At 69.5% G+C, this 12,953-nt stretch carries 13 protein-coding genes; 6 read left to right on the forward strand and 7 right to left on the reverse strand.

All coding sequences use genetic code 11. From position 1 onward, the window contains the following. Nucleotides 1-94: 94 nt before the first annotated feature. On the forward strand, nucleotides 95-2,470 hold the full coding sequence (locus tag OG978_RS23640; RefSeq protein ID WP_326767128.1) for a zinc-ribbon domain-containing protein: 2,376 nt from the start codon (nucleotides 95-97) through the stop codon (nucleotides 2,468-2,470). Between the two features lie 9 nt (nucleotides 2,471-2,479). Here OG978_RS23640 and OG978_RS23645 read toward each other — a convergent pair whose 3' ends face one another. Further along, nucleotides 2,480-3,004 carry a GNAT family N-acetyltransferase gene (locus OG978_RS23645; protein ID WP_326767129.1) on the reverse strand — a complete coding sequence of 175 codons (525 nt, stop codon included), beginning with the start codon at nucleotides 3,002-3,004 and terminating at the stop codon, nucleotides 2,480-2,482. Nucleotides 3,005-3,101: 97 nt separating this feature from the next. On the opposite strand from OG978_RS23645, the gene OG978_RS23650 reads away from it, so the two are divergent. Then, on the forward strand, nucleotides 3,102-4,388 hold the full coding sequence (locus tag OG978_RS23650) for a geranylgeranyl reductase family protein (protein WP_326767130.1): 1,287 nt from the start codon (nucleotides 3,102-3,104) through the stop codon (nucleotides 4,386-4,388). 98 nt (nucleotides 4,389-4,486) lie between these two features. Here the strand turns inward: OG978_RS23650 and OG978_RS23655 are convergent, their stop codons facing one another. After that, complete coding sequence (locus OG978_RS23655; protein WP_326767131.1) at nucleotides 4,487-6,448, reverse strand: transglycosylase domain-containing protein; 1,962 nt, start codon at nucleotides 6,446-6,448, stop codon at nucleotides 4,487-4,489. A 395-nt stretch (nucleotides 6,449-6,843) separates the two neighbouring features. Here OG978_RS23655 and OG978_RS23660 point away from each other — a divergent pair, with 395 nt between their 5' ends. Beyond that, nucleotides 6,844-7,434, forward strand: a complete 591-nt coding sequence (locus OG978_RS23660) for a dihydrofolate reductase family protein (protein WP_326767132.1) — start codon at nucleotides 6,844-6,846, stop codon at nucleotides 7,432-7,434. Nucleotides 7,435-7,648: 214 nt separating this feature from the next. Here the strand turns inward: OG978_RS23660 and OG978_RS23665 are convergent, their stop codons facing one another. The 5 genes from OG978_RS23665 to OG978_RS23685 form a co-directional block, all read right to left on the reverse strand. Further along, nucleotides 7,649-8,044: a VOC family protein gene (locus OG978_RS23665; protein WP_326767133.1), complete on the reverse strand. Its 396-nt coding sequence runs from the start codon at nucleotides 8,042-8,044 to the stop codon at nucleotides 7,649-7,651. 105 nt (nucleotides 8,045-8,149) lie between these two features. Next, a complete protein-coding gene (locus OG978_RS23670) occupies nucleotides 8,150-9,406 on the reverse strand; it encodes an MraY family glycosyltransferase (protein WP_326767134.1) in 1,257 nt (418 codons plus the stop codon). Between the two features lie 66 nt (nucleotides 9,407-9,472). Continuing rightward, nucleotides 9,473-9,874 (reverse strand): hypothetical protein, encoded by a 402-nt coding sequence (locus tag OG978_RS23675; protein ID WP_326767135.1) that lies wholly within the window; start codon nucleotides 9,872-9,874, stop codon nucleotides 9,473-9,475. A gap of 231 nt (nucleotides 9,875-10,105) precedes the next feature. Beyond that, a complete protein-coding gene (locus OG978_RS23680; protein ID WP_072485631.1) occupies nucleotides 10,106-10,306 on the reverse strand; it encodes a DUF397 domain-containing protein in 201 nt (66 codons plus the stop codon). Nucleotides 10,307-10,317: 11 nt separating this feature from the next. Continuing rightward, nucleotides 10,318-11,172 carry a helix-turn-helix domain-containing protein gene (locus OG978_RS23685; RefSeq protein ID WP_326767136.1) on the reverse strand — a complete coding sequence of 285 codons (855 nt, stop codon included), beginning with the start codon at nucleotides 11,170-11,172 and terminating at the stop codon, nucleotides 10,318-10,320. Nucleotides 11,173-11,426: 254 nt separating this feature from the next. On the opposite strand from OG978_RS23685, the gene OG978_RS23690 reads away from it, so the two are divergent. From OG978_RS23690 to OG978_RS23700, 3 genes are all read left to right on the forward strand, one after another. Beyond that, complete coding sequence (locus OG978_RS23690; RefSeq protein WP_326767137.1) at nucleotides 11,427-11,894, forward strand: ATP-binding protein; 468 nt, start codon at nucleotides 11,427-11,429, stop codon at nucleotides 11,892-11,894. Nucleotides 11,895-11,965: 71 nt separating this feature from the next. Beyond that, nucleotides 11,966-12,355, forward strand: a complete 390-nt coding sequence (locus OG978_RS23695) for a hypothetical protein (protein ID WP_317863764.1) — start codon at nucleotides 11,966-11,968, stop codon at nucleotides 12,353-12,355. After that, nucleotides 12,355-12,942 (forward strand): TetR/AcrR family transcriptional regulator, encoded by a 588-nt coding sequence (locus OG978_RS23700; protein ID WP_317863763.1) that lies wholly within the window; start codon nucleotides 12,355-12,357, stop codon nucleotides 12,940-12,942. The genes OG978_RS23695 and OG978_RS23700 overlap by 1 nt, the downstream gene beginning before the upstream one ends. Nucleotides 12,943-12,953 lie beyond the last annotated feature (11 nt).

Consider the following 12,953-nt stretch of genomic DNA (forward strand, 5'->3'; position numbering starts at 1 on the left):
GGGAACCGGGCGGCGGGGTAGATGTGTCCGTTGAAACGCACATGTCTTCCCCGACATCGTCGTCCCCCTCCCCGTTGCTGCCGCCGGAGTTCGCATGCCGTTGTACTGCCCGTTCTGTGGAACACAGGCCCCGGACGGGGCACTCTTCTGTATGAAGTGCGGGCGCGAACGCCCGACCGCGGAGACGGAACCGGAGGCCGGGACGGCGCGGCTCGCCCCGCCCCCCGTCCCGCCCCTGGCCCCGCCGCCGATGCCGCCGGCCGCGTCTCCGCTGTCCGGTCCGGCCGTTCCGTCGCCCCTCGGCGCGTTCTTCGGCCGGACCTTCCGCGGTGACTGGGCGGGTTCGGTGAAGGCCGCCGCCTGGCCCAGCGGACTGATCCTCGCCCTCGCGGTGGCGCTCGCCATCCCCTCGTACGGGCAGGGCGACGACATCGTCGTCGGCTGGAGCGACCGGCTGCGGATCGCGCTGGCGATGCTGCTCCAGGCGTTCGGCGGCGGCTTCGAGCTGCGGCCCACCGGCCCGGGCGGCGGTGAAAACAGCGGCGGTTTCGGCGACAGCGGTTTCGGCGACGGCGGGTACGACTTCGACGGAGGCATGTCGCAGGGCGGCGCCTCGCTCTCCATGGTCCCGCTGACCGTCACCGTGCTGTGGGTGGGCGCGCTGATCCTGGGCGCCCGCAGGGCCCGGGCACAGGGCGGCGGGCTGGAGGCGGCGGTACGGATCGGCCTGGTGGCCTCCGCCGCCGTCCTGGTCCTCGGGCTGTTCGCCCAGCCCGATGTCGCGGGTGTCTCGGTCTCGTCCGCACCGCTTCTGGCCACGCTCGGGGCGCTGGTCATCTCGCTGCTCGTCACCGGCGGCGTACTCCAGCGCGACGTCTCGGCACAGTGGCTGGCCGCACGGCCGGTGGCGCTCACCACGGTCCGGGCGGCGGGAACGGCGGTACGGGCACTCGGCGTCGTACTCCTGCTCTGCAGCCTGATCGGGTTCATCGTGTACGCCAATGCCGACGACGTGGACGGCGAGGCCATGCTGATCGCACTGCCGCTGCTGCCGAACATCGGCCTGGCGGTGCTCGGGCTGAGCTGGGGCGCCCCGGTCGAGTACGACGTCCGGGGGCAGGTGAGTTTCTTCGGCTCGGGCATGGAGCACGGCGGCTTCGGGCTGTCCGAACTGGGCGAGGCAGTGAACGGCTGGGCGGTGACCGGAGCGCTGGCCATCGGTGTCGTCTGCGCGCTGGCGGTGGGGATCTCGGCCGCGCGACGCTCGGCGGACCGGCGTGAACAGGTCACCGCGGGCGCGATGTTCCTGGCGATGTTCCTGGTGCTGAGCGGGGTCGGCGGGGTGTCCGTGGCGCTGTCGGGCGGCGGCTTCGGGGACGTGGGCGGCCAGGGCACGGGGGAGCTCGCACCGAGCGTGTCGGACGCGCTGCTGTTCGGGCTGTTGTGGGTGGGCGGCGCGGTGCTCGTGGCGCCGTACCTGCTGCGCCTGCTGGGACGGGCCACGCCGATGTCGGGGCCGGGGACGGCTCCGACGCCGCCCGGTGCGGCTCCGGGGGCCCCGTACGGCCCGGGGGCTCCGTACGACCCGGCGACCCCGGCCGCGTACGCCCCTTCCGTCCCGTCGACCCCGGCCGTCCCACCGACGCCGACTCCCACCCCGACTCCGACCCCGGCTCCCACGCCGTCCCCGTCCCCGTACGACGCGGCTCCGTACGACCCGCAGACCGTCGGGCTGACCGTCGAGCCCGTGGCGCGTCCCGCCTCCCCGGCCGGTGACCGCAGGCGCACCGCCCTCATCTGGACCGGCACCCTCGTCGCGGCGCTGCTCGTGGGCGGCGGCGCTACCGCGGGGGTTCTGGCCCTGATGGACAGCCGGAGCGGTGACGGAGCGCCCAAGGACGACAAGCCCGCCGCCGAGGCCCGGAGCAGTCAGGAACCCTCGGCCGAGCCGTCGCAGCAGCAGACCCCCTCCACCAGCCCGACCGCCACCGCTTCCACCACCCCCTCCGCCCCCACCGTCCCCGAGGGCTTCCGGCTCGTCTCCGACACCGCCGGGTTCTCCTTCGCCGTCCCCACGGTCTGGGACCGGCGGAGCGAGGAGAACAACCAGATCACCTACGCGGGTTCCACCGGCCGGGCGGCGCTCAAGGTCGGCGTCATCCGCAACGCCCCGTACAGCTCGTACGAGAACTTCGTGACGCTGGAGCGCACCGCCGACGCCAACCAGAAGAACTACCGCCGCCTTGAGCTGACGGCCAACTCCTTCCAGGGACGGCCGGGCGCGATCTGGGAGTACACGTACGAGGACCGGGAGAGCGGCGAGACGATCCACGCGATCGACCAGAGCTACATCGCGGACGACGGCACCGAGTACGCCATCTACACCACCGAACGCGACACCGAATGGCCCGGCGCCCGGCGGATCTTCGACACCGCACTGTCCACGTGGATGCTCAACGACACCGACTGACGCCCGCGTTCACGGCGTCAGGGCCAGCCGGAAGCAGACCACTTCCTGGGCCGGCTGCGGCGTCGTGAAGCTCTCCGCCCGCTCCATCCCCAGCCGCCGGGCCACGGCGATCGACCGCTCGTTCCCCGCGTCGATCGTCGCCACCACCCGCTCCACCCCGGCCGCGCGCAACCGCTCCAGCGTGAGGCGCGCGGCGGCGGTGGCGTAACCCCGGCCCCACGCCGACCGGGCCAGCCGCCAGCCGATCTCGATCTCGCCCACCGGTCCGTAATCGGTCCGCGGCCAGGGCTGGGCGCCCGTGAAGCCGGCCACCTCGCCGTCCTCGCCCAGCACCGTCCACAAGCAGTAGCCGAGTTCGGCGTCGAGCCTGCGCTGCCGGGCGGTCCACTCCTCGTACATCGAGAGTTCCTCCGACGCACCGCCGAAGAACTCCATCACCTCGGGATCGTCGAACGCGCGATGCCAGGACAGAGCGTCCTCGTCGGTCGGGACGCGCAGCTGTATGGAGGGAGCGCCGGGAGGCACGGTCGACATCTGGGAGCCCTTCGGAATGTTGATCAGCAGACCCCCATAGACTGCACGGGACAGGTGCCGCGCGGCACGCGATTTCGAGTCTTCGGGAGATCCGACCGTGACCGAGCAGCCCCTCTCCGAACACAGCGCGGATGTGATCGTCGTCGGGGCAGGCCCGGCCGGCTCCACGACCGCGTACTACCTCGCCAAGGCCGGACTGGACGTCCTGCTTCTGGAGAAGACGGCCTTCCCCCGCGAGAAGGTCTGCGGCGACGGCCTCACCCCGCGTGCCACCAAGCAGCTCGTCTCCATGGGCATCGACATCTCCGAAGAGGCCGGCTGGCTGCGCAACAAGGGCCTGCGCATCATCGGCGGCGGCGTCCGTCTCCAGCTGGACTGGCCGGACCTCGCCTCGTACCCGGACTACGGACTGGTCCGCAAGCGCGACGACTTCGACGAGCAACTGGCCCGCCAGGCGCAGAAGGCGGGCGCGCGGCTGTACGAGCGCTGCAATGTCGGCGCCCCGATCGTCGACGACCGCACCGGCCGCATCACCGGCGTCAACGCGAAGCTCGGCGAGGAGAAGACCCCGGTCACCTTCCACGCCCCGCTCGTCGTCGCCGCCGACGGCAACTCCACCCGGCTGTCGCTCGCCATGGGCCTGCACCGCCGCGAGGACCGCCCGATGGGCGTGGCCGTCCGTACGTACTTCACCTCGCCCCGCCACGACGACGACTACCTGGAGTCCTGGCTGGAGCTGTGGGACCGCCGCGGGCCCCAGGACCGGCTGCTGCCCGGCTACGGCTGGATCTTCGGCATGGGCGACGGTACGTCCAACGTCGGCCTCGGCATCCTCAACTCCTCCTCCGCGTTCAAGGAGTTGGACTGGCGCGAGGTCCTCAAGGCGTGGTGCGCCTCGATGCCGGAGGACTGGGGCTACACCCCGGAGAACATGACGACGCCGATCCGCGGCGCCGCCCTCCCGATGGCCTTCAACCGCCAGCCGCACTACACCAAGGGCCTGCTGCTCGTCGGTGACGCGGGCGGCATGGTCAACCCCTTCAACGGCGAAGGCATCGCGTACGCCATGGAGTCGGGCCAGATCGCCGCGGACGTCATTGTCCAGGCCCACGCCCGCGCGACCCCGGCCCAGCGCGAACTGGCGCTGAACAACTACCCGAAGGTGCTCAAGGAGACCTACGGCGGCTACTACACGATGGGCCGCGCCTTCGTGAAGGTGATCGGCAACCCGAAGGTCATGAAGGTCGCCACCCAGCGCGGCCTGACGCACCCCCTGCTGATGAAGTTCACCCTGAAGATGCTCGCCAACCTGACCGACCCGACGGGCGGCGACGCGATGGACCGCATCATCAACGGCCTGTCCAAGGTGGCTCCGAAGGCCTGAGTTCGTGAGCGACCGGGAAGGCGTGACCCCGCCCGTGGGGTCGGCACTCGGTCGAGGAGGAGCGGACAACCGACTGCGGATTGCGTGCGGGGGTGGGGCTACGTCCCCATGACGTAGGCGTTCCAGATCCGGAGCGGGAAGACATTGCCGCGCCCCGAGTCGGGTCCGCCCACGCCCTGCATTCCCAGCAGTTGAGGGGTGCCCGGCTTGCTGCGGAACATCGTGACGGCCGTGGTCAGCCCCTTGGTGTGGCCGATGAACCAGGCCGACTTCATCCGGTCGTCCTCGCCGGTCGCGCCTGCCGAGACGTCGTCGGCAGCCTTGGGCCCGGCCATCATGGCGAACTTCCCGTCCCGACCCAGCCGCGTCCAGGCCACCATCCCCAGGGTGTTGTTCACATCGTTGGCCACCGAGGCGTCCATCGCGCGCCGCAGCTCGGGCTTCCCGAAGCCTTCGACCGCCTCGCCGTCCCGGGTCACCCTGGTCACCGAGTAGGGATCGGCCCTCATACCGTCGTTACTGAAGGCGGTGTACGCGTCCGCCATCCTGACCGCGCTGGGTGTGGACGTGCCGAGGGGAAAGGACTTGTCCAGGCGGGCCAGGCTCTCCTCGTGCAGCCCGGCCGATACCGCCAGTTCCTTCACCTTCTTCAGCCCGATGCCCTTGCCGAGCAGCACGAAGGTTGCGTTGGACGACTTGACCAGCGCATCGCGCAGGGGCGTCGGCGCCGTGACCATCACCTGGCCGGGACCGGCACCCGGTGGGGTGGGGGGCGCCGCGTACGGGCCGTCCTTGATCAGACGCCCCTCACTGTCGTAGCCGCTGTCCAGGGTGATCTCGCCGCCGCTGTGCTGAAGGGCCGCGGCCAGCACGAAGGGCTTGAAGGCCGAGCCGACGGGGACGCCCGCGGTGTCGGCGTTGTTGGTGAAGTGGGTGACCGCGTCGGCTCCGCCGTACACCGCGACCACGGCCCCGTCGGACCGCACGGATGCGGCGCCGACCTCGACGTACTTGTCCTCGGGGCGCTTCTTGGGGTCGAGGTCGCGCTTGCGCACGCTCCGCACGGCCCGTTCCAGCTGCCCCACCCTGGCCTTGTCGAACGTGGTGTGCACCCGGTAGCCGCCCCGGAAGAGGTCCTTGTCGGTGAGGCCCGAGCGCTTCTTGATGTACTTGTTGGCGATGTCGACGAGATAGCCGGTCTGGCCACCGAGGCTGGTCGGCTTGGCGGCCGGCCTCGGCTCGGGGAACGTCTGGTACGCGGCCCGCTCGGCCTTCGTCATCGTGCCGATCTCCACCTGCCGGTCGAGGATCCACTCCCAGCGGTCGACGGCTCGTTCGTGGTTGCCTTTGCCGCCTGCGGGGTCGTACTGCTCCGCCCCCTTGAGCAGGGACGCGAGCAGCGCCGCCTGGCCGGGATCGAGGTCCTTCGCGGGGATTCCGTAATACGCGTGCGCCGCTGCCTGGATGCCGTAGGCGCCGCGGCCGAACCAGCTGGTGTTCAGATATCCCTGGAGGATCTCCTCCTTGCTCTGCTTGTTGCTCAGCCTCAGCGAGATGAAGAACTCCTTGAACTTCCGGGTGGCCGACTGCTCCTGGCTGAGATAGGTGTTCTTCACGTACTGCTGGGTGATGGTGGAGCCGCCCTGGGTCTCACCGCCTTTGACCATGCTGACGGCCGCGCGGGCGATCCCCTTCGCCGATACCCCCGAGTCGGAGTAGAAAGTCTCGTTCTCGGCGGCGATGACCGCGTGCTCCACCGAATCGGGTATGTCGGCGAGCGTGACGTTCTGCCGATCGACCGCGCCCACGCTCACCAACTGGCTGCCGTCCGCCCAGTAGTAGACGGTGCCCTGCCTGCGCGCCTCGGCGTTCTCGTCCGGGATGTCGACGGACGCGTACACCACGACGAACAGCCCGGCCAGCGCACCGAATCCGAGCAGGATCCCGCTCAGCACCTGCCGCCACGAAGGGACCCAGCGGCGCCAGTTGCTTCTCCCTCGGCGGGGGTAGTCGACACGGAGCCTGCGAAGGCGGATCGGGCGGATGGGGCGTCGGGCCATGCTCCGGCTCCTCGTTCACCGTCCCGCACCGGTGTGGTGCGGGCTTGTGAGAGGAGATGTTCCGGATCGCGATCAGGTTGTCTCGGGGCCCCGTCCGACACGGGTGGCGAACTCGCACCGGACGACCTTTCCGGGGAACGGTCCGCGACACCCCACTTGTCGGCCGGCGCGGCGACCAGGCGCAGACCCGCGTACCGTGACGGCAGAGCAGCGCCGAATTGGAGCTCGGCAACCGATTGCGGTGTGTAACGGGGTGCGGGCGCCCCCGCTCGCGGCCCAGGCCGTTTCTTCAGGATCAACACGCTGCCCACGAGGAGAATGTCGGCGCGACCGATGAGTCTCGCTCCTGCGTGTGGTCAACATCGGTGAGGCAAGCACACGGATGGGAGCAGCACATGGGACAGCTGGTCGTGGTCAACTTCGTATCGCTGGACGGCGTCATGCAGTCGGTCCTCTCGGCCGACGAGGACCGGGACGGTGGGTTCGACCAAGGCGGCTGGGTGCTGCCTTATGTCGACGAGGCGGTGGAGCGGTTCATGAGCGAGGCCACGGCCAGTGCCGGAGGCCTGCTCCTGGGTCGCAGGACATACGAGATCTTCGCCGCAACATGGCCGTATGCCGATATGAACGACCCCGCGGTGGCCGCGATGAACACGATGCCCAAGTACGTGGCTTCCCATACGCTCAGGGATCTGAGGTGGGCGAACTCCACCCTCCTCGGCGCTGATCTGGCGGAGGAGGTCAGCCGTATCAAGGCCGCATCCGAGACCGAGACGGTGGTGCTGGGCAGCGGAGGGCTGCTCGGAACCCTGATCGAGCACGACCTCGTCGACGAGTACCGACTGCTGGTCTTTCCCCTCATCCTGGGCAGTGGAAAGCAGCTCTTCGCCGATGGCAAGAGCCCGCGCCGCCTGACGCTCACCGCCACACAGTCGACACCTTCCGGCGTCTTGATCAACACGTACCGCCGCCGCGCTGAGGATTGAGGGCCCTCTTTCGGATCACCGGCGGACCAGAGGAATATGCCTGCGATGTGGAGCCCGGCCAGGAAAATGGTCGCGGTCTTCTCGTAGCGGGTGGCGATCCGAAAGCGAGCGCGTCACCGGCCTGCCCTGCGGTGAGAACGAAAGCCGGGGGCCGGCAGTGAGCGTCGGTTGCCAGATGGACGACGCGACGGGGCAAAGCTTGCCGGGAGGGGCACTAGTTCTGCGGTGCCAGGGTGCGTAGGACGCAGAACTCGTTGCCCTCGGGGTCGGCCATGACCACCCAGTTTCGGTCTGAGCCTTGGCCCACATCCGTCTTGGTGGCACCGAGACCGAGCAACCTGGTCACCTCGTCCTCGGTGCTGTCGTCGATCGGGCTGACGTCGAGGTGAAGCCGGTTCTTCACGGTCTTGCCCTCGGGCACCTGGATGAACAGCAGGGTGGGCGACATCTGGCGGACCCGAACGTCCTCGACGGTCGGCACCCAGGAGCCGATCTCGACCTTGCCCTCGCTCCGGTCGATCACCTCGAAGTCCAGGACCTCGCACCAGAAGGCCGCGAGCCTCTCCGGATCGTGGCAGTCAACGACCAACTCGGTGAACCTACTTGTCATGACTCTCCCAGACAGAGTGGACGGGGCTCGGAGTATTGGCTCATGCCGCCCGTCCGGAAGCAGAGCACTTCGATCGCTCGGCCGGCGAGTACTTCTGACTTCGAGTCAACGTTCGCTTGAATCGGGCCCGAGGGCCCGAGCCGCCACCCGGCGTTCCTCGTCGGCCTCGGTGCGCTTTCCGCCGGTGGCGACCACGCGGCCCCTGGGCCTGCGCGGCAGCAGCCGGCGGGTGAGACCGGACTCGTAACGGGGCTGGAGCAGCAGGATCAGGCCCACCGCGCAGACGAACGCGACCCCGAACAGCATCCAGGACTTGGCGCCCCGCGCCGAGTAGGCCACGATCCCGAACGAGAACAGCGCCGACCAGAAGTACATGAGCAGCACGGCCCGGCGGTGCGAGTGGCCGAGCCGGAGCAGGCGGTGGTGGAGGTGGCCCTTGTCGGCGGCGAAGGGGGACATTCCGTTCCACGTACGCCTGATGACGGCGAGCACCAGGTCCGCGACCGGCAGCGCGATGACGGACAGCGGCAGCAGCAGCGGAATGTAGACCGGCACCATCGCGGCCGAACCGGATGTGCCGTCCATCGACTGCTTGAGGAGGCTCGGGTCGACCTCGCCCGTCACGGAGACCGCGCATCCGGCGATGAGCAGGCCGAGCAGCATCGAGCCCGAGTCGCCCATGAAGATCCGGGCCGGGTGGGAGTTGTGGACCAGGAACCCCAGGCACATGCCCGCCAGGATCGCGGACAGCAGCGTGGTGGACGCGGCGGCCTCGATGCCGTAGCCGTACCAGAGCCGGTACGCGTACAGGAAGAACGCCGACGCCGCAATGCCCACCGTGCCCGCGGCCAGCCCGTCGAGCCCGTCGACGAAGTTCACCGCGTTGATGGAGACGACGATCAGTCCCACGGTCAGCAGCGTGCCCTGCCAGTCGGAGAGGTAGATCCCGTCGGTGCCCGGCACCGGGAGCCAGAGGATGGTCAGTCCCTGGAAGACCATCACCCCGGCGGCGAGCACCTGGCCGCCGAGCTTGACCAGCGCGTCGACGCCCCATTTGTCGTCGAGCACGCCGAGCAGACAGATCAGGGCCGCGCCGGACAGCAGTGCCCGTGGCGTCGAGCTCTGGGTGAAGATCTCTTCCAGGTGCGGCAGGTGGGAGGCAACCAGCAGTCCGGCCAGCAGCCCACCGAACATGGCCATGCCGCCCAGGCGCGGAGTGGGCTCGCGGTGGACATCGCGCGCCCGGACCTCGGGGACCACCCCGATCGTGATGGCGAACTTCCGTACGGGGCCGGTCAGGAGATGGGTCACCGCTGCCGTGACGAACAGCATGAGCAAGTAGTCCCGCACGGGCGGCCTCACATTCCGGCCCAGCGGGCCGATACCTGAGCCCGATCGATGCCCTCGCTGCGCCCAGGCGAGCCTAACTCATACGGATTTTCGTGCGATGGGGCGTGGGGCGGGACGGAGGTGGGTGCGGGCGTCGAGCGATACGTACGTCAGCGGGCGGACGCGCCACTCGATGTGCCGGCCACCGCGCAGCATGAGCGTGAACCCGCAGGGTTCACCGCGGTGGAGTGCACCCAGGGCCTGCACCCAGCCGCCCTGGTCGGACCAGTGGAGGGCGCGGATCAGCTCGCGCGGTGTGAGGCCGAAGAGATGGTTCGCCCGGAGCTGGAGGCGGATGGCGCGGATGGCCTCCTGGGGCGTGGCCATGATGCGCAGGTCGATCGGCTCGGGGACGAAGCCGGTGGCGGGGCTGTAGCGGAGGGTCTCGAACCGGTAGCCGCGCTCGACGACCGGTTGTAAGGGGGTGAGGGGTGTACGCATCGTCGGTCGTCCGATCGCAGCGGGCGCGCCAAATGGCGTGCGAGTGTGGGGGAGTTGTGGCGCGGGGCGGCACGGCGGGGCGGTTGGCCCCCGTAATGCGGCGACGCAGAGCGACGGTAGCGTTACGGGAGTGTGGGGCGCAACCATGCCCCGGGGCATGGTTGCCTCCAGGCAGCAGGAGAGCCCCCGCCCGGTACGGACGGAGGCTCTCCTGCGGCAGGCGGGACGGCGCTACTGGACGAAGTGGTCGAACTCGCCTGCCTTGACGCCCTGGATGAACGCGGCGAACTTGCTGCGGCTCGTCCTGGTCACCACGCGCGGGTCGTCGCTCTCGCGCACCAGGATCTCCTCGGCCTGCCGCGAGACCTCGACACACTGTTCTCCGCCGCCGCCGGAGAACGACGACTTCTGCCACTCGATGTCTGCGCTCATGCTGCGGATTATCACAGGTCCCGTGCGATGTGGTGAATGAAGCTCCGCGACTCCTCGGGGGCGAGGCTGACCCGCTGGGCGAAGTCGAGTTGCATGCGGTACCGGTTCAGATCGGCCACGGCGTCCAGCTGAACGCCTCCGAACGGGGCGTCGATGTGGACAGTGTCCAGCTGCGGCGCGACTCCGCCCGCGTACAGCACGGTCTGTGTCACCTCGACGAACTTCTCGCTGGCGAACGGGATCACGCGCACGGACACGTTCGGCCTGTCGGCCGCCTCCAGGAGGCGCACCAGCTGGCCGCGAGCGACCTCGCGGCCGCCGACCCGCATGCGGAGACCGGCCTCGTGGACGATGACGTCGAACTTCGGTGGCTTCTCGCGGTCGAGCACGGCCTGCCTGCGCATGCGGTGCTCGACCCTCGTCTCCACCTCGTCCTCGGGCAGCTTGGGCAGCACTCCCTCGAACAGCGCCCGCGCGTACTGCGGCGTCTGGATCAGTCCCGGCAGCGTCACGGACTGGAGGCAGCGCATATGGCTCGCGTGGTGCTCCAGCTCCGCGATGTCGAGGAAACCGGGTGCCAGCACGCCGCGGTACTCGTCCCACCAGAACTGGCCCCGATGCTCCCGGGATATGGCGCACAGCGCCTCGATCAGCACGGCGTCGTCGCATGCGTAGAAGCTGGCCAGGCGGCGGATTCGCGCCTCGCTGATGCCGATGCGGCCCGCTTCCATGTGGCTGATCTTCGACTGATCGGTCGAGATGAGTCCGGCGGCCTCGCGAGCCGTTCGGCCGGCCTGCTCCCGCAGCTTCCTCAGTTCGCAGCCCAAGCGTGCCTGGCGTGCGGTCGGATTGTCCCTCGGTGGCATGTCACCATCCTTCGTCCCCGCGCAGTCTTGCGTGGTGCGGCCGCCCCGGTCCACCCGATCGCGTGAAGTGGCAGGGGCAACCTTGCTACGGGGCATTCTGGCGCCCTATGGTCCCAGTGGGCGACGCTCAAAGGCGTCATCGTTCGAAGTGCAGCCACCCGTAAGCGAGTTGAACGCCCACGGACCGGCCAATGCCACGGACCACGCCCACCGCACAACGCCCCGGAGACCGCATCACGCAGGGAGACCGCACCATGACCCCCGTAACCGCTCCTCCATCACCCGCCCCCTACCTCCCCCAGCGCGGCGAGCGATACCGGCTCGTCGCGCCGAACACCCCCGCCGCGCCCAAGATCGTGCGGGACTTCGTGGCGACGGTGCTGTGGGCCACCGGGCACCCACGCCTCGTCGACGACGCCCGGCTCTGCGTGAGCGAGGTCGTCTCCAACGCGTACTGCCACACGGAATCGCCGCAGGTCCGGGTGGAGGTCACCGTCAACCACCGGCAGGTGACGGTGTACGTGACGGACGACGAACCCGGCCGCCTGCCCGTGCCGCCACCCCCGCGTACCCCCGGCGTGGACGAGGGCGGCCGGGGGCTGCTCCTTGTCGACGCGCTGGCCGTCCGGTGGGGGACCACCGCGTACGGGGCGCGGTCGCCGCATTCGAAGACCGTGTGGTTCACCCTCTCCGCCGCGAGCGCGGCTCACCCCTCCATTTGATTTGGACGACCGTCCAGGACTATCGTCCAAAAAGACGGAGACTCCCGCACGTACACGTATCGGAGAGCGTGATGAATCAATCCTTGCTGGCGACCGTGACCGCGGCACTCCTGGTCTGGGAGGCGCTTCTGCTGATTCCCATGGTCCCGGGGAAGCTGATCGACACGAGGGACTTCTCCCCGCTTCCGCGGTGGCAGTACAACAGCTTCAACGTGTTCCTGACCTCTCTCGGGCTCGCCAGCTTCGTGGTGGCCGGGTTCGCCATGGCCGGTCAGCACTGGGCCTTCGTGGCGGCACTGGTGCTGAGCCTCGGCTACATCGCGGTTTTCGCGGCCGACCTCGGTGCGGTCTTCCCCGTCGTGCCGGACCCCCTGCCGGTGCAGCTGCTCGTCCTCGAAGCGATCGCGCTGGCCTCGGCCGGTGTGATCGCCGTGATCGCGATCCAGGGGGTACGGCTGTGATGAGCGAGTCGACGAGCCCCTCGCGCCGGACGGATACGCGCGAGAAGATCATCGAAGCCGCTGCCTCCCTCATTCCCGAGCTGGGCTGGGGCGATGTGAGCAGTCGGCGGGTGGCGGAGCGCGCAGGCGTGAACACCGGAGTGATCCACTACCACGTGGGGAGCATCGGCGAACTCCGGCGCATCGCTGCGGTACGGAAGATCCGGACGTTCTTCCTCGACCGGATCGGCGAGGCCCTGGCGCAGGAGGATCCGGCCGTGGCCGTGGAAACCATGCTCCGCGCGCTGTCCGCCAACGATCCCCGTGATCCGGAACTGCTGCTGCTGTACGAGTCTCTCGTCGCCGCGAGCCGGGACGACGAGCTGCGTGCCGAGATCGCCGCCCTGCTGGCCGAGCTGCGGCAGCGGCTGTGCGACTGGTTCGCGGACCGGGGGATCGCGCATCCGCTCACCCTCGCCGTCACCCTCACGGCGGCGATCGACGGATACCTCCTCCAGCGGTCGCTCGACCCGTCCCTTGAGCCTGGCCCCCTCATCGAGGGACTGGTCGGCCTGGTCCGGCAACAGCTCGCAGCCGACGGCTCATGAGATGCGGGGGC

Origin of the sequence: Streptomyces sp. NBC_01591 (assembly GCF_035918155.1) — a bacterium.
Classification (GTDB): domain Bacteria; phylum Actinomycetota; class Actinomycetes; order Streptomycetales; family Streptomycetaceae; genus Streptomyces.